Below are 16955 nucleotides of genomic sequence, written 5' to 3'. Positions count from 1 at the left end.
GATGACCGACGTCGCTTCCGATTTCCGCCAACCCCGCCGCTACGTCCGCCTGGATACGATCCTGCGGCTGCGCTGGCTCGCCGCGCTCGGCCAGCTCGTCGCCATCTTCATCGTGGCGCAGGGACTGGAATTCGACGTTCCGATCGTCCCATGCGTCACCATCGTGACGTTCTCGGCGCTGCTCAATCTGGCGCTGCAGATCGCCTTCAACCCGATGCAGCGGCTGGAGCCGGCCTATGCCGCCGCCCTGCTCGCCTTCAACATCGTCGAGCTCGGCGGGCTCCTGTACTTCACCGGCGGATTGCAGAACCCGTTCTCGTTCCTGTTCCTGGCACCGGTCCTGATCTCGGCCACCGTGCTGCCGATCCGGCTGACGATAGCGCTCGGCTGCCTTGCGGTCGCCTGCGCCTCGGCGCTGTTCTTCTACCATCTGCCGCTGCCTTGGGACGCCGACGATCCCTTGGTGCTGCCGCCGATCTATTTGATCGGCGTCTGGCTTTCGATCCTGCTCGCGATCGGTGTCACCAGTCTTTACGCATTCCAGGTGACGGAGGAAGCGCGCCAGCTCTCCGATGCGCTGGCCGCGACCGAACTGGTACTGACACGCGAACAGCACCTGACTCAGCTCGACGGCCTCGCCGCCGCCGCCGCGCATGAGCTCGGAACGCCGCTGTCGACGATCTTCCTGATCTCGCGCGAGCTCGAGAAGACGGTGCATGACGCGGCGATCGCCGGCGACCTCAAGACCCTGCGTGAGCAGGCGCAGCGCTGCCGCGACATCCTGAGCAAGATCGCGCAATTGTCATCGAGCGGTGCGCCGTTCGACACCATGAAGCTGTCGACCTTGATCGAGGAGGCGGTGGCGCCGCATCGCGATTTCGGCATCAACATCAAGGTGCGGCTTGCTGTCGCAGCAACGCCTGAACCGGTCGCCGCGCGCAATCCGGCGATCCTCTATGGCGTCGGAAACATTCTCGAAAATGCGGTCGATTTCGCGCACCAGACCGTCGAGGTGAACGCGTGGTGGAACGCCGAGACCGTTGAAGTCGTCGTCTCCGACGACGGTCCGGGCATCGCGCCCGACATGCTGAAGCGGATCGGCGAGCCGTATCTGTCGCGTCGCCGAGGTGCGGATGAGGCCCAAAACCCACGTGGGGGCCTCGGTCTGGGCGTTTTCATCGCAAGGACGCTGCTGGAACGCACTGGCGCCAAGGTGTCGTTTACCAATCGCACCTTTCCCGATCACGGCGCCGTGGTGCAGATCGTCTGGCCGCGCGAGCGCTTCGAGGAAGCCGCGCCTGGCGACGAAACCGAATCCTAAGAACGATTCTTAATCGCGACCCTGGCATTACGGATGCATTGCTCTTTCCGGACAAGCACGCGACTTTCGGCTGCCTTGGCAGCGCCGCAGTAGGACCCCATATAATAGGGGTCTGCCACAGGGAAAAATGGATCGTGAACGCCATCACTGAACTGAATGACCATGCCGACCGCTCGCTCCTCATCGTCGAGGACGACAAGCCGTTCCTGGAACGCCTGTCGCGCGCGATGGAGACGCGGGGTTTCGCGGTGAAGTCATGCGACACGGTATCTGATGGTCTCGCCGAGATCGGCCGCGCCGCGCCCGCTTTCGCAGTCGTCGATCTTCGCCTCGGCGACGGCAACGGCCTCGACGTCGTTTCGGCGTTGAAGCGCAAGCGCCCCGAGGCGCGCGCGATCGTGCTGACCGGCTACGGCAACATCGCCACCGCCGTCACCGCGGTGAAGATGGGCGCCGTCGATTATCTCTCGAAGCCCGCCGACGCCGATGACGTCGTCGCCGCGCTGCTCGCGACCGGCACCGAGAAGTCCGAGCTGCCGGCCAATCCGATGTCGGCGGACCGCGTGCGCTGGGAGCACATCCAGCGCATCTACGAGATGTGCAACCGCAACGTCTCGGAGACCGCGCGCCGCCTCAACATGCACCGCCGCACCTTGCAGCGCATCCTCGCCAAGCGCGCCCCGCGGTAAGCGATACTTCATTTGCTTTCGCGATGGCCGGGCTCCTCCCGGCCATTTGCTTTTGTAGGGTGGGCAGCTTCGTAGGATGGGTGGAGCGAAGCGATACCCATCCTCTCTCCCGGTGTCCCGAAGCTGATGGGTTTCGCTTCGATCTACCCATCCTACGGAATCCAACAAGCTGTCCGTCACCCTCAGGAGCGCGCCCTTGCGCGCGTCTCGAAGGGTCGACGGCCACCAGCCCGGCCGAACCATCCTTCGAGGCTCGCTCCGCTCGCGCCCCCGGCGACAAAGGCGAGGCCTTTGCGCGGGATGACGGGGCAACAGCATGTTATTCGCTAAAACTCGGCGTGCCCCTGCGGATCGACCAGCCGGTTGATGCGCTGCGCCGCGGCCATGGCAAAGCGCACCGTCATCGCCTTGCGGGTGGCCGCCGGCAGCCGATGCTCCGGCGCCTCGCAATGCAGATGCGCGCCATAGGCGTCGGCGATGATCAAACCGGTGTCGACGGGAAAGATCTCGCACGGCAGATCCTGCGTGAAGGCGAAGAACAGCCGGTCGCAATGCATCCGGTAATCCTGCCATTTCTGGTCGGCGCGCAGATCCTCGACCGATGACTTGATCTCAACGATCCAGATCTCGCCGCGCTCGTTCAGCGCGACCAGATCGGCTCTTCGGCCGGACGGCAGCGGCAATTCGCTGATGCAGGAAAATCCCAGCGATCTCAGAAGCCTCGCCGTGCCGCGCGCGATCGCAAGCGCAGTCTCCGACTGGCGTCGGTCGGGCGCGGGCACAAGCGCGATCTGGCGGGCGGATGAGTCCATAGAGCGAAGATTAGCCGATTCCACGAGCGCATGATCCGGAAAAGTGGAAGCCGGCTTTCCGCGGAGATCATGCTCCCACCGATAGAGCGCGGCAGCGTCAGGCCGGCACGGAGCGTTGTCCGGCTCCGTTGCGGGACGGCGCTCCACAGGAACCCGTCGCCGCCTCACCGCTTATCCTCCCGGCCGCCGCCACAGGTGGACTGGTGAGGATTGCCTGGTGATCGACGACCTCTGGTACAAGAACGGAGTGATCTACTGCCTGTCGGTTGGCACCTACATGGATGCCAACGGCGATGGCATCGGTGATTTCAGCGGTCTGCTCCGGCGCCTGGACTATTTGCACGGGCTCGGCATCACCGCGATCTGGCTGATGCCATTTCAGCCTTCGCCCAACAGGGACGACGGCTACGACATCTCGGATTATTACGACGTCGATCCGCGCTACGGCACGCTGGGCGATTTCGTTGAATTTACCCATGGCTGCCAGCAGCGCGGCATCCGCGTCATCATCGACCTCGTCGTCAATCACACCTCGGATCAGCACGACTGGTTTCGATCGGCGCGCAGCTCGAAGGACTCGCCGTACCGCGATTGGTATGTCTGGTCGGACAGGAAGCCCGCCAATGCCAACACCGGCATGGTGTTTCCCGGCGTTCAGAAATCGACCTGGACGCGCGACAAGCAAGCCGGCGCCTGGTACTTTCACCGCTTCTACGATTTCCAGCCGGACCTCAACACATCGAACCCGCATGTGCAGGCCGAGATCCTCAAGATCATGGGGTTCTGGATTCAGCTCGGCGTCTCGGGCTTCCGCATGGACGCCGTGCCCTTCGTGATCGCGACCAAGGGCGCCTCCAGGCGCAAGCCGGTCGAGCAGTACGACATGCTGCGATCGTTTCGGGAATTCCTGCAATGGCGCCAGGGCAACGCGATCATCCTCGCTGAAGCCAACGTATTGCCCGAGACGGACATGGAATATTTCGGGCGTGACGGCGACCGGATGCACATGATGTTCAACTTCCATGTCAATCAGCATCTGTTCTACGCGCTGGCGTCGGCGGATACGAAGCCGTTGGCGAAGGCACTGACGGCGACCAAGCCACGGCCCGCGACCGCACAATGGGGCTTGTTCCTGCGCAATCATGATGAACTCGACCTCGGCCGCCTGTCGAAGCCGCAGCGCGAAACGGTGTTCGAGGCATTCGGTGCCGACAAGAGCATGCAGCTCTACGACCGGGGCATCCGGCGACGGCTTGCGCCCATGCTGGGCGGCGACCGCCGACGCATCGAGCTCGCTTACAGCGTGATGTGCACGCTTCCCGGCACGCCCGTGATCCGCTACGGCGATGAGCTCGGCATGGGCGACAATCTCGACCTGCCCGAACGCGGTTGCGCGCGCACACCGATGCAATGGTCGACCGAGCCACACGCCGGCTTCACCGAGAGCGATCGGCCATGTGTGCCCGTCATCGACAATGGACCGTATGGCTATGAGCACGTCAACGCGGCCAAGCAACGGCGCGACCCCAATTCGATGCTGAACTGGACCGAGCGCATCGTCCGCATGCGCAAGGAAGTCCCCGAGGTCGGCTGGGGAGATTTCAAGGTTATCGCAAGCCGCAATCCCGCCATCCTGATCATCCGCTACGACTGGCGTAACAACTCGGTGCTGTTCGTGCACAACTTCGCGGAAAAGCCGCTCGAGATATCGTTCAACGTCGGTCTGCCCGACGACGCCGGCAAACTCCTCGTCAATCTCCTGACCGAGGACCACAGCCGCGCCGACGAGGCCGGTCGCCACAAGCTTCTGATCGAGGCCTACGGCTATCGCTGGTATCGGGTCGGTGGGCTCGACTATCTGCTCAAGCGCAGCGACATCGATACCATGGAGCCCCGCACCCGGCGTCAATCGTCCTGATGTGGTCCGAGGATCACGCCCTCATTGGGGCGCAGATCGAGCACGCCTTCGACCTTCTCGCCCTGCCGGTCCATCAAGGTCGACAGCAGGACCTCATTGCTGAAGCCGATCGCGCTCGAGGAGACCGACGCGGCGGCCGCGCCGAAGTTCAGCGCGATCACGGCGACGCCCTCAGTGCTGCGCCGCCGGTAGAGCAGCACATCACCGTGCGCCGCCACCGGCTCATAGCTGCCATGGACGAGCTGCGGCAGCCTTCGCCGCAGCGCGATCAGCGCCTTGTAGAGATTGAGGATCGACGTCCTCTCGGCTTCGAGACTTGCGACATTGTCGCTGGCAAAATCCTGCGCCAGCGGCAGCCACGGCGGAGCCGTCGAGAAGCCGGCATGGCGCTCGGCGCTCCATTGCATCGGAGTGCGGCAGCCGTCACGGCCGACGCCGATATCCGGCACGTTCTTCTCGAAGGGGTCGCGCACCTGATCCGGCGCAATCGCAACCTGACGCATGCCGATCTCGTCGCCGTAATAGAGCGTAGGCGTGCCGCGCAGCGTCAGCAGCAGCATCGCGGCGACCGGCGCCTGCGCCGGCCCCACCCGGCTCGCCACCCGCGGCCGATCGTGGTTGCCGAGCACCCAGTTCGGCCATGCCCCCGGCGGCAGCGCCTTTTCGTAGTCGGCGATGATCATCTCGACCGATCGCGCGCTCCACAAGGTCGACAGCAGCGCAAAGTTGAACGGCATCTGCGCGCCGCGCAGATCGTTGCCGTAATAGGCGACCAGCCGATGCAGCGGCAGATAGATCTCGCCGATCAGCACGCGGTTGTCGAATTCCTCGGTGACGCCGCGCATCTCGGTGATGACGGTGTGCACCTCGAGCTGATCGGTCGAATATTGCGTCAGCAGCTTCTCGTGCGGCGGTCGGCCCGCGCGATAATGCGGGTTTGTCGGGTTATCGCGGAAGTCGGCATCCTTGATCAGGTGCCAGATCACGTCGACGCGAAAACCGTCGACACCCTTGCGCAGCCAGAAGCGCATCACGTCGTAGATCGCGTCCCTGACCTCGCGATTGCGCCAGTTGAGATCGGGCTGCTGCGCGAGGAAGGCGTGATAATAGTATTGGCCTGAGGCCTCGTCATACGCCCAGGCGCTGCCGCCGAACTCGGACAGCCAGTTGTTGGGCGGGCCGCCGTCCGGCGCCGGATCGCGCCAGATGTACCAGTCGCGCTTAGGGTTATCGCGCGAGCTCTTCGCCTCGATGAACCATTGGTGCTGGTCGGATGTGTGGTTCGGCACCAGATCGAGGATCAGCTTGAGGCCGGAATCGTGCGCGGCCGCGACCAGCGCGTCGAAATCCTCCATCGTCCCGAACAGCGGGTCGATGCCGGTGTAATCGGAGATATCGTAACCGAAATCGGCCATCGGCGACGGGAAGATCGGCGACAGCCAGACCGCGTCGACGCCAAGCCGCGTCAGATAGGGCAGCCGCGTGATGATCCCCTTGAGATCGCCGACGCCGTCACCGTCGCTATCCGCGAACGAGCGCGGATAGACCTGATAGAAAATGCCGCGCCGCCACCAGTCCCTGCTGTCCTGATCCATCCCGTCCCCCCAAGCTCGCAGCCCGGCCCAGGCCGCTCCGCGCCCGGAGTGGCCGATCGGCTCAGGGATGACGCACAATTCGGGACGGAAAGATGGCCGGATTCGGCCGCTGTAGCCCGTTCAATGCCGGGCCATCGCCAGCTGATAGATGGTGATCAGCACCTCGAACAGGATCAGGAAGACGATGATCAGCTCCAGCCGCAGCGAGCGGCTGGTGTCGATGATGTCGGTCAGCACCTGCGCGGTTTCGGCGACGACTGCGAGCTTGCGGTTCAGCGACTCCGCACGCTCCTTCAATTCATACTCGTCCTCGAGCCGTGCGTAGAGGCGCTCGAGCTGCGGCTTGTCCCAGAGGATATCGGGCTTCTCCGACACTTCCACCGGCCCGGCCACGCGATGCCGCACCAGCAGCGCGTTGCCGATGTGCTTGAGGATCGCAACGCGGCCGCGATGGACGCGGCCGCCCTTGGCGAGCTCACGCGCAAGCGGCTCGGTCGTGTCGAAGACTGCCCGGACCTCGCGCTCGTGCCGCGCCAGCACCACGCTTTTCGCCAACGCCTCGCCGACCAGGATCAGCCGCTCCGGCGAGAGGCCCTGCAGATAGATCGGGCCGCCCGGCGGAATCTGATCCTCCTTCTCGGCGGCGAGCTCGATGATTGCGATCTCCTCCTCGCGCCGCGTGAACAGGCCGGTCATGCGCGACTGCAGGCTGCGCAGGAATTCATCCTCCTCCAGCGCATTGAGGCCGATCAGCACGACGACGCCGTAGCGGAACAGGATCGCCACGCCGTTTTCATTGACGCGAAACGCCAGCGGCGTCGTGGCCAGCACGTCGCCGCGCTCGAGGCCCGACGTGTTGATGCGATCCGCGACGAAGAAGGCGCGCGCGGTGGTCCGGGGTCCGCCGAGCGGTGATTTGGAAGCCTGGGTCATGAAGTTCCGGACTGCGAGGACTTGAATCATGATCGAGAGCAGCCGCGTACCGGCCCGCTCACGAACTTCTTCTGCTGGAGGTGACCTTATCACGGTCCGTTTTGGGATCACACGCCGGGGCAGCCGCATTTCCAGCGCGTGTTGACGGCGTTTCCCGGAAGCCTATGGTGCCCCCATGAACGAGACAACCGACACCAAACCGAAGGCCGGCGCGATCATCGTGCCGGTGACGCTGTTCGAGCAGAACTGCACCATCATCTGGCACGAGCCCACCAAGAAGGCCGTGGTGATCGACCCGGGCGGCGACGTGCCGAAGATCCAGGCCGCGATCAAGCAGACCGGCGTGACGGTCGAGAAGATCTGGCTGACCCACGGTCATATCGACCATGTCGGCGGCGCCGCCGAACTGCGCGACGCGCTGCAGGTCAAGATCGAGGGCCCGCATATCGCCGACAAATATCTGCTCGACAATGTCGTCTCGAGCGGCGCGCGCTTCGGCATGACCGGGGTGCGCAATTTCGGGCCTGACCGCTGGCTCGATGAGGGCGATCAGGTCTCGATCGGCGACCTCACCTTCGACATCCTGCACTGCCCCGGCCACTCACCGGGCAGCGTGGTGTTCTTCAACAAGGAGCTGCGCTTCGCCCATGTCGGCGACGTGCTGTTCGCCGGCTCGGTCGGACGCACCGATTTGCCCGGGGGCAGCCACCCGACCCTGATCCAGTCGATCAAGGACAAGCTGCTGCCGCTCGGCGACGATGTCGGCTTCATCTGCGGCCATGGCGCCGGATCGAACATCGGCCAGGAGCGGATGACGAATCCGTTCCTGACCGGCGAGATGTAGCTACTTCATCAGCCCCGCGGCGGTGAGCGCCCGCGTGATGACGCCGCCGACATCGACACCCTTGCTCCGTCGCTTGCGCGGCCGATCGCTCTTGCGGCCGGATGCCACCTCCGGCTCGGCCGCGGGCACCGGTACCGTCATCGAGACCGTGTCAGCGCGCTCGCGCGGAATTCCGGTCGGCGCGATATGCGGCTGACGGACCTTGTCGGTCAGGCCGAAGAAGCTCGCGATGTGATAGGAGGAGGAGATCCCGGCCTCGATCAGGAACGCGCCCTCCACGCCATAGCGCTCGTCATTGTCGGCAAGCCCGAGCGGCGTGCCATGCGCCATGTCGGCGATGGTGTAGGACTCGACCAGCGTTTCGCCGTCGGCGTTCCACCACACCTCGCGCGGATGGCCGTCGACATCCGCCTTCGACATCGCGGCAAGCGGCAGGCCGTGCACGTCGAGCCACTGCCGCACGATTGCATCGGCATTGCCGGGATGCACGGTGCGGTCGGCACTGCCGTGCCACACCGAAATCTTCGGCCAGGCGCCGCCATGCGTCGACGCGTTGCGCACCAGACCGCCGAGCTCGGGCGCGGAGAGCGCGCTGCCATGCATCATCGCGTGCAGCGCTTCGCGCAGATCGGTGGCGACGCCGAACGGCAGGCCGGCGATGATGGCGCCGGCCGCGAACACATCCGGATAGGTCGCGAGCATGACCGAGGCCATCGCGCCGCCGGCGGACAGACCCGTCACATAGATGCGGCGCGGGTCGATCTCATGCGTGCCGACCAGATGCGCGATCATCTGCCTGATCGACGCGGCCTCGCCCTGCCCGCGCGCGATGTCTTGCGGGTTGAACCAGTTGAAGCAGGTGTTGCCGTTGTTCAACGCCTGCTGCTCCGGCATCAGCAGTGCGAAGCCGTAATGCGCCGCAAGCGCCGACCAGCCGGCACCGAGATCGTAGGACGCTGCAGTCTGGCCGCAGCCATGCAGCACCACGACGAGCGCGGGTGACCGCGCCAGCTGCGCGGGCACGAACGAGAACATCTTCAGATCGCCGGGGTTGACGCCGAATTCGGTCGTCTCGACGAGCGGCGTCGGCACGGCCGGCGCGAGTGCGCCAAGGCCGCTGAACGCGTTCATCTTCGGCAGATGACGCAGAAATTCGACGTTGTTGATCAGGGACAACAGCAACTCCTGAGGTGATTTGGTCTTCTGTGTCACCCGATCAGATAATTGCTGCACTGCAAAATGAAAAGGCCGTGTGCTGTCTTTCCCTGCGGAATTTGTGAGAATCGGCGTTAATGCGTGATCGCGCTGCGAGCCGGCCGAAATAGTTGCCATAGCACCTTGTTTGAGCACCAACTTTTCAGGAATGCGCGCCGCGTGGCGCCGGATTCACGCCGTGGCGCGGCGCATCCATGACAGAAATGCGGCTGAAATTGCGATCGACAGCACAAACAATGCGCATGCCGCAAACAGCGCCAGACGTGCTGACATCGTACTCTCGATTGCGAAGAAGACTGCGCCGATCGCGGCAACGCCGGCCGCGTTGCCGATCTGCGTCGTCGTGCCGTACATGCCGGAGCCGGCACCGGCGCTGGCGGGCCGCACGCTCGCGAGCACCGCGCTCGACAATGGCGCCATGACAAGCCCCTGGCCGTAGCCGAAGATCATCAGCGCCAGCGCGAGCAGCAGTGCCGACGGTGCCGCGACCACCTCAATTGTCGCGACGAGCACGGCGAGACCGACGATCTGCAGCGCACAGCCCTCGATCAGCACCAGCGTGCCGCGATGCCTTGCGCGCACGCCGCTGTGACGCGAGGCAACCACGAAGGTCAGCGCCAGCGGCACGAACACCAGCCCGGCCTGTAGCGGCGGAATCTGCAAGCCCTTCTGCATGAACATGGTCATGATCAGGTAGAACGACAGGTTGGCGAAGAAGAAGAAAAACACCGCGACCAGGCCGCGCATGAAGGCGCGATCCGACAGCAGCGACAGATCGATCAGCGGCATGCCGCCGCGGCGCGCGACGGACCGCTCGAGCCGCACGAAGGTCGCGATCACAGCGATGCCCACGGCCATCACCAGCCAGACCCATGCCGTCCAGTTGAGATCATGGCCAAACAGCAGCGGACCGATCAGGCACAGCAGGCCCGCGAACAGCACGATCGCGCCCGGGATATCGAGCCGCGTGCCGGCCCGGCGCGGCACCGTCGGCATGATCTTCAATGCCGCCGCGATGATGACGACGCCGCACGGCACGTTGACGAAAAACACCGCGCGCCAGCCGAGCCCGGCGAGGTCGAGCGTCACCAACACGCCGCCGAGCATGAAGCCGGCGGCGCCGGCGAGCCCCAGCACGATGCCGTAGATGCCGAACGCCCGCGCGCGGGCGGCGCCCGAGAACAACAGATGCAGCGTCGCCAGCACCTGCGGCACCATCAGCGCCGCGGTCGCACCCTGCGCCAGCCGGGCGATGATCAGCTCTGGTCCGGACTGCGCGAGACCACACCACAGCGAGGTCACCGAGAATCCGGCGACGCCGGCGATGAACACGTTCCTGGTGCCATGGATGTCGCCAAGCCGGCCGCCGGTGACCACCAGCGTGGCATAGGCGATCAGGTAGATCGCGATCACGGCCTCGATCTCTGCCGGCGTCGCGTGCAGCTCCGCCGCGATCGTCGGGATCGCGACGTTGACGATGAAGGCATCGACCCCGAACATGAATTGCGCCGACACTACGATCGCCAGCACCCACCAGCGGCGGGACGTGTCCGCTCGCGTCGAAACGATCTGGTGCATGTCCTGTCCTGCCCGAAATGACGTTATAGCGGACATCAGCAGATTCCGGTCATCGCTTCGATTACCTGCGAGGTAAGCCCGGGATCACAGACGCTCGAGCCCCGGCTGCCAATTTGCGTTGACGCGCTAGGAAACATTCCGGACGGCGGCAATCGCCGCCGATTTGCGCAACAACCATGCGACCGCCGCAACCCCCGAGCATTGCCTTGCCCCGGGCCACCCCGTAGGTTGGCGGAAAGCCCCCGATAACAATAGTCCGGAGAGAACGACCCATGGCGCGCCTCAAGTTCGGAGCCTTCCTCGCCCCGCATCACCCGATCGGCGAGCATCCGATGCTGCAATTCCGCCGCGACCTCGATTTCGTCGAGCAGCTCGACGCGCTCGGTTACGACGAATTCTGGTGCGGCGAGCACCACTCCTCGGGCTGGGAGACCATCGCCTCGCCGGAAATGTTCCTGGCCGCCGCCGGCGAGCGCACCAAGCGCATCAAGCTCGGCACCGGCGTGGTCTCGCTGCCCTATCACCACCCCTTCAACGTCGCGCAGCGCATGGTGCAGCTCGACCATATGACCGGCGGCCGCGCCATCTTCGGCTCCGGCCCCGGCGCGCTCGCTTCCGACGCCCACACGCTCGGCATCGACCCGATGACCCAGCGCGATCGCCAGGACGAGGCGATCGCGGTGATCCGCCGCCTGTTCAACGGCGAGCGCGTCACCGCCAAGACTGACTGGTTCGAGATGCACGACGCCGCGTTGCAGATCCTGCCGCTGCAGGAGGACATGCCGTTCGTGGTGGCCTCGCAGATCTCGCCGTCGGGCATGACGCTCGCCGGCAAATACGGCATCGGCATCATCTCGCTGGGCTCGATGTCGACCCAGGGCTTGATGGCGCTGCCGCAGCAATGGCAGTTCGCCGAGGATGCCGCCAAGAAGGCCGGCACCACGGTGAGCCGCGCCAACTGGCGCGTGCTGCTGTCCTGGCACATCGCCGAGACCCGCGAGCAGGCGCGGCGCGAGGCCGGTGCCGGGCTGATGCGCTGGCACAACGAATATAACGTCGGCACCCTGATGCGGCCGGGCCTGACCGCGTTCTCCTCGCCCGATGAGGCCGTCGACAAGACCGCGTTCGTCGAAGGCGCCGCGTCCACCATCGGCACGCCGGATGATCTGATCAAGATGATCAAGAACCTGGTCGATGTGTCGGGCGGCGTCGGCTCGATCATCGGCTTCGCGCACGACTGGGCCAATCCGGAAAATACCCGCCGCAGCTGGGACATGGTCGCGCGCTATGTCGTGCCCGAGATCAATGGCTATATCGACGGCCTGCGCAAGTCGCGCCAGTTCCTGATCGACAACCGCGCCGTGTTCGAGCGCGCCGGCCAGGCTGTCATGGCCAAGATCATGCAGAACGACAAGGCCGCCGCCGCCCTCCAGCAAACCGGCCCCGGCCGCGTCGCGATCCCCGCCGTGAACGCACCGGATCTTACTAAGGCCGCGGCGAAACAGAAGGCGTGATTTGTGATCCTTCCTGGAGGAAGAAAAAGCGCTGGAGGAAGAAAGAACGCCAGCTCGCGCCACACCCACCGCCGTCGTCCCGGCGCAGGCTGGGACCCATACGCCGCGGCGGGTGTTGTGAAAGGGGCTCGTCCTTCCAGCATTGGGCAACAATCACCATTCGTGGTTATGGGTCCCGGCCTGCGCCGGGACGACGGTGGGGATGGTTTGCGCTTCAAACGCCAAACAATGCGGCGTCATCACCCGCACATGCCGCGTGCGAGTGAGACCATTCGGGTGTGTCAAGGTCGTAAGCCCGATGACCGCGCGCAACCAACTCTTCGATCGCGGACGATTTCCCCGTTCCAGACATGCCCGTGATCAAGACGCGCTTCATGCATTTTCCTCGCCCTGAGGGAATCGGCAGCGCACGCTATGGATTACTCCCGCCTTCGCCAATGCTTCTGCGGACAAGTCGCTCCACTCGCAATGACGGATGCTGCTACCCCGCGCCCTGATCGAACGCCTTGCGCAGCGCGACGTAGCCCGCCTGCTGCTGGCTCCAGTTGCGGCCGCCGGTGATGGCGCCGTCGATGACGAGGTCATGGCCGTTGATGAAACTCGATTCGTCGCTTGCCAGGAACACCGCGGCATGCGCGATGTCGTCGGGCAGTCCGGCGCGCGGGATCGGCTGCGCCGCCTTGTAGACCTCGCGCATCACGGCCGCGGTCTTCTCCGCCGCTTCCGTCGACAGCCCGAGCGCCTTGCCGAAAATGCCGGTAGCGATCGCGCCGGGCGAGATCGAGTTGACGCGGATGCCGGACTCGCCGAGCTCCATCGCCACGCATTTGGTGAAATGAATGACCGCGGCCTTCGCGGCGCCATAGACCATCGACGACGAGAAGCCGGCGAGCCGTCCGGCGATGCTGCCATTGTTGATGATGCTGCCGGAGCCCTGTTTGCGCATGTAGGGCGCGGCATGCTTCATGCCGAGCATGACGCTGCGCACCAGCGTCGCCATCGCGGCATCGAACCGCTCGACGTCGAGGCCTTCGATGCCCCCGGTCTGCGCCGGGCCGCCGGCATTGTTGAACAGGCAGTCGATCCGGCCGAACTTCTCAACCGCAAGCGCGATCAGCGCCTGCATCTGTTCCTCGACCGTGACGTCGGTCTGACGGAACACGCAGGTCTCGCCGAGCTGTTGCGCCAGTGCCTCGCCCTCCGGCGCGCGGCGTCCGGCAATCACCACCTTCGCGCCCTCCGCGACAAAGATCTCCGCCGTGCGCAGCCCGATGCCGCTGGTCGCCCCTGTGATCACCGCGACCTTGCCGTTCAGCCGTCCCATGTCGGTCCCCTCAACTTACGTATGATGTTGCGGATATTCCCCAGCTCCTGCTGCCAATACAAGTACTTGCAAGCCGCCACGGTCGCGAGGTCCGCCTGTGGCCAGAAGGCCACTACTGCGGTTTTTCGGTCGCAGCGGCCTTATTTTGGGTCGCCTGTTCACGTGAACTGGAACGACCGATGGCGAAGTGGATCGACGATTTCAGGGCGTGTTGGCGGGGCGATGCCCAGCCGTCGGTGCGGCTTGCGGTCGCCTTCGCGGTGCTTTGTCTCGTTTTGGCCACGGCCGCGCGCTTCGGGCTCGCCCAGATCCGGCCGGATGTGTTCTTCACGCCCTATTTCCCGGCGGTGTTCTTTGCCACCGCCCTTGGCGGTTTCCGGATCGGGATCGCGACCGCGCTGGCGAGCGGCCTGCTCGGCGTCGTGCTCAATTTCAGCGGCGCGCACGCCGATCCGGCACGCTTTGCGCTGCTGATGATCTTCTGGGTTGTGTGCGGCATCGCGATCTGGGGCGTCGAGCATTACCGTTCCCTGGTCGCACAGCAGCGCGAAGTTTCCAAACGGCTGATCGAGGAAGAGCAGTACCGCAAGGTGGTGGTCGACGAATTGCAGCACCGGCTGAAGAACAAGTCCTCGACCATTCACGCCGTGCTGCATCAGGCGCTGCAGGACCGGCCCGATGTCTGGCAGCGCATCGACCATCGCATCCGCGCGCTCTCGGCAACCGACGATCTGATCGCGCGGGTCGACGGCTATGGCTGCGATATCAAGGATTTGCTGCGCTCGGAACTCGGGCCCTACGGCCACGTGCGGTTCAACCTCAATGGCGAGCAGCTGTTCCTGCCCGCCAAGCTCGCCGTCTCGCTGGCGCTGATCTTCCATGAGCTCGCAACCAACGCCGGAAAATACGGCGCCTTCTCCTCGCCGCGCGGATTTTTACAAGTGTCATGGACGGTCGACGACGGACGTCTCAACGTGATCTGGGACGAGACCGAGGGACCAGTGGTCGAGACGATCGGCGAAGCCGGCTTCGGCACCAAGCTGCTCAAGTCGGCGCTGCGGCCGTTCGACGGCAAGACCGAGATCAGTTACCTGAAGACCGGTGTTCACTGCACCATGCAGTGCAAGCTTCCGAGCTGTTGATAAGTCGGCTTTCCGGCACACGCGCATGTGTTGATGCAACCGCGCGCAGCGCAATCGCTTTCACCAGCGGTCGCGGCCGACATTGATACTCTGTTAATGACGATTGCCGCGACGGCTTGCGAAAGCCGTCGCGGTCTCATTCTGTCACGGCATTTCGCAGGTCCGCTTAACCAAAACTACAACGGACTTTGCCAAGGTCGGCGCATGCACAGTCTCACCAGACACGATTTTCAGGCGGGCGCGGCAGTGCCCGGCCAAGACGATATTTCCGGCAATGAATTGCGTATCCTGCGCGACCTTCTCCAACTCCTTCCGGCGGGAGTGACCGTCCAGGACGAGCAGGGCCAGATCATCCTGGTGAATGAAGCAGCCGCGAGCCAGCTGCAGCTGGCCGCCAGCGCGAGCCAGCCGTCCCCGGTCGACGAGCGCCACGCCGCCAACCTGGACCTGCTGCGCAGCGGCCGTCCGGTGGTGCTCGAGGAAACGCTCTCCTGCGGCGCATCCAAATACGTGTTCCTGACCTCGCACCGGCCCGTCCGGATCGCCGGTCGCAATCTCCTGATCTCGACCTCGACCGACATCAGCGAGCAGAAGGCGTTCGAGGACCAGCTGTTCCGCTCGGCCTATTACGACGAGCTGACCGGCCTGCCGACCCGCCGGGTGATCGAGCACCGCGTCAACGGCTTGATCCGCGACGATTCGCAAGGCCATTTCGCGCTCGCCTTCCTCGACGTCGACAACTTCAAGCACATCAACGACTATTACGGCCACGCGATCGGCGATGCGCTGCTCGTTGAGCTGTCGAAGCGACTCGGCCACGCGCTGCGCGACACCGATATCCTGTCGCGCATCTCCGGCGATGAATTCCTGCTGCTGCTCAACCCGATCAGCGGCAATGACGAAGTCGCCGAATTCATCCATGTCATGCAGGAGCGGCTGAAGGCGCCGTTCTTCATCGAGGACTCCGAGATCTTCGCCTCGACCTCGATCGGCGTCAGCCTCTATCCGATGCATGGCCGGAGCTACGAGGCGCTGCGCCAGAATGCCGATATCGCGATGTACCGCGTCAAGAACAACGGCAAGGGCTCGACCGCGTTCTTCGACAACAGCATGGAGCGCGAGGCGCTGGCGCGGATGAAGATCGAGCAGTCGCTGCGGCTGGCGATCCTGGAAAAGCGTTTCTGCTGCGCGTTCCAGGCCAAGGTCGATATCCGCACCCAGGAGGTGAAGGGCATCGAGGCGCTGGTGCGGCTGCGCGACGACGAGGGCGTGATCCAGGCGCCGGGCACCTTCATCGATCTCGCGGTCGAGCTCGGCCTGATCGACGAGCTGACGTTCCTGGTGCTGGCGGAGATCGTCAAGTCGATCGACCTGATCAACGACACGTTCGGTCCGACGGCGACGATCAGCATCAATGTCGCCGCCAAGCAGGCCTCCAACCTCGAATTCATGCGCCGGTTCGCGCGCGCGCTCGAGGAGACCGGCTTCCCCAAACGCTTCATGATCGAGGTAACCGAGGACGCGTTCGTGACGCGGTCGCATTTCCAGGACCAGATCCTGCCGATCCTGCGCGGCATCGGCGTCGGCATCTCGATCGACGATTTCGGCATCGGCTATTCGTCGCTGTCGGCGCTCGCCGATATCACCGCCGACGAGATCAAGATCGACCGCTCCTTCATCACCGACATCCATCAGCGGCCGCGCAGCCAGGGCATCTTGCGCGCAATCGAATCGCTGAGCGAGGCGCTCGGCATGACCGTGATCGCCGAGGGTATCGAGTCCTACGAGGAACTCACCTATCTGCAGGCCGCGACCAAGATCCGCTATGCCCAGGGCTATTACTTCGCCAAACCGATCTTCCTCGAGGATTTGAAGCCGGCGACGCCGGTCGCCAGCGAAACGCGCGCCAGCATGGCCGCGCGCCCCGCCCAGGAAGGCCGCCAGGGCTATTCGCGCGCCAGCGGTTTCCGGCGGTAAGCGCGCGATGTGACTGCGCTCCCTCTCCCGCTTGCGGCGGAGGGTTGGGGTAGGGGTTTCACCACGAGTCAAAACTGGGGAGAGAGCCCCCAC

General features: G+C 64.6%; 13 protein-coding genes. 7 read left to right on the top strand and 6 right to left on the bottom strand.

Features of this window, described 5'->3' with window-relative positions; all coding sequences use genetic code 11:
* The first annotated feature begins 1 nt into the window (after position 1).
* Both ACVMB1_RS35265 and ACVMB1_RS35260 read left to right on the top strand, forming a co-directional pair.
* Positions 2-1321 carry an ActS/PrrB/RegB family redox-sensitive histidine kinase gene (locus ACVMB1_RS35265; protein WP_076824632.1) on the top strand — a complete coding sequence of 440 codons (1320 nt, stop codon included), beginning with the start codon at positions 2-4 and terminating at the stop codon, positions 1319-1321.
* A gap of 134 nt (positions 1322-1455) precedes the next feature.
* Complete coding sequence (locus ACVMB1_RS35260) at positions 1456-2010, top strand: ActR/PrrA/RegA family redox response regulator transcription factor (RefSeq protein WP_016845514.1); 555 nt, start codon at positions 1456-1458, stop codon at positions 2008-2010.
* A 326-nt stretch (positions 2011-2336) separates the two neighbouring features.
* On the opposite strand, the gene ACVMB1_RS35255 is transcribed toward ACVMB1_RS35260, so the two are convergent.
* A complete protein-coding gene (locus ACVMB1_RS35255; protein WP_076824630.1) occupies positions 2337-2822 on the bottom strand; it encodes an MmcB family DNA repair protein in 486 nt (161 codons plus the stop codon).
* A gap of 217 nt (positions 2823-3039) precedes the next feature.
* Here ACVMB1_RS35255 and ACVMB1_RS35250 point away from each other — a divergent pair, with 217 nt between their 5' ends.
* The gene (locus ACVMB1_RS35250) at positions 3040-4740 is read left to right on the top strand and encodes an alpha-amylase family protein (RefSeq protein WP_076824628.1); all 1701 of its coding nucleotides are present in this window, start codon (positions 3040-3042) and stop codon (positions 4738-4740) included.
* On the opposite strand, the gene ACVMB1_RS35245 is transcribed toward ACVMB1_RS35250, so the two are convergent.
* Both ACVMB1_RS35245 and ACVMB1_RS35240 read right to left on the bottom strand, forming a co-directional pair.
* Positions 4728-6335: an alpha-amylase family glycosyl hydrolase gene (locus tag ACVMB1_RS35245; protein ID WP_076824626.1), complete on the bottom strand. Its 1608-nt coding sequence runs from the start codon at positions 6333-6335 to the stop codon at positions 4728-4730. The genes ACVMB1_RS35250 and ACVMB1_RS35245 overlap by 13 nt on opposite strands.
* 120 nt (positions 6336-6455) lie before the next feature.
* Positions 6456-7268 carry an RMD1 family protein gene (locus tag ACVMB1_RS35240; RefSeq protein ID WP_057015413.1) on the bottom strand — a complete coding sequence of 271 codons (813 nt, stop codon included), beginning with the start codon at positions 7266-7268 and terminating at the stop codon, positions 6456-6458.
* A gap of 175 nt (positions 7269-7443) precedes the next feature.
* On the opposite strand from ACVMB1_RS35240, the gene ACVMB1_RS35235 reads away from it, so the two are divergent.
* The gene (locus ACVMB1_RS35235; protein WP_076824624.1) at positions 7444-8112 is read left to right on the top strand and encodes an MBL fold metallo-hydrolase; all 669 of its coding nucleotides are present in this window, start codon (positions 7444-7446) and stop codon (positions 8110-8112) included.
* On the opposite strand, the gene ACVMB1_RS35230 is transcribed toward ACVMB1_RS35235, so the two are convergent.
* On the bottom strand, positions 8113-9288 hold the full coding sequence (locus ACVMB1_RS35230) for an extracellular catalytic domain type 1 short-chain-length polyhydroxyalkanoate depolymerase (protein ID WP_057015412.1): 1176 nt from the start codon (positions 9286-9288) through the stop codon (positions 8113-8115).
* A 210-nt stretch (positions 9289-9498) separates the two neighbouring features.
* Positions 9499-10905, bottom strand: coding sequence for an MFS transporter (locus ACVMB1_RS35225; RefSeq protein WP_076824622.1), 1407 nt, complete (start codon positions 10903-10905; stop codon positions 9499-9501).
* Between the two features lie 272 nt (positions 10906-11177).
* On the opposite strand from ACVMB1_RS35225, the gene ACVMB1_RS35220 reads away from it, so the two are divergent.
* A complete protein-coding gene (locus ACVMB1_RS35220) occupies positions 11178-12419 on the top strand; it encodes an LLM class flavin-dependent oxidoreductase (RefSeq protein WP_076824620.1) in 1242 nt (413 codons plus the stop codon).
* A 481-nt stretch (positions 12420-12900) separates the two neighbouring features.
* Here ACVMB1_RS35220 and ACVMB1_RS35215 read toward each other — a convergent pair whose 3' ends face one another.
* Positions 12901-13743, bottom strand: a complete 843-nt coding sequence (locus tag ACVMB1_RS35215; RefSeq protein ID WP_076824619.1) for an SDR family NAD(P)-dependent oxidoreductase — start codon at positions 13741-13743, stop codon at positions 12901-12903.
* A 179-nt stretch (positions 13744-13922) separates the two neighbouring features.
* Between ACVMB1_RS35215 and ACVMB1_RS35210 the strand changes: the two genes are divergently transcribed.
* Both ACVMB1_RS35210 and ACVMB1_RS35205 read left to right on the top strand, forming a co-directional pair.
* On the top strand, positions 13923-14885 hold the full coding sequence (locus tag ACVMB1_RS35210) for a sensor histidine kinase (protein WP_057015384.1): 963 nt from the start codon (positions 13923-13925) through the stop codon (positions 14883-14885).
* 204 nt (positions 14886-15089) lie between these two features.
* The gene (locus tag ACVMB1_RS35205; RefSeq protein WP_057015383.1) at positions 15090-16862 is read left to right on the top strand and encodes a putative bifunctional diguanylate cyclase/phosphodiesterase; all 1773 of its coding nucleotides are present in this window, start codon (positions 15090-15092) and stop codon (positions 16860-16862) included.
* The last annotated feature ends 93 nt before the right edge of the window (positions 16863-16955 follow it).

The organism is Bradyrhizobium sp. USDA 4504 (assembly GCF_054063995.1).
The sequence above is the reverse complement of the archived record's forward strand: the minus strand, read 5'-3'. Positions and strand labels throughout refer to the sequence as shown.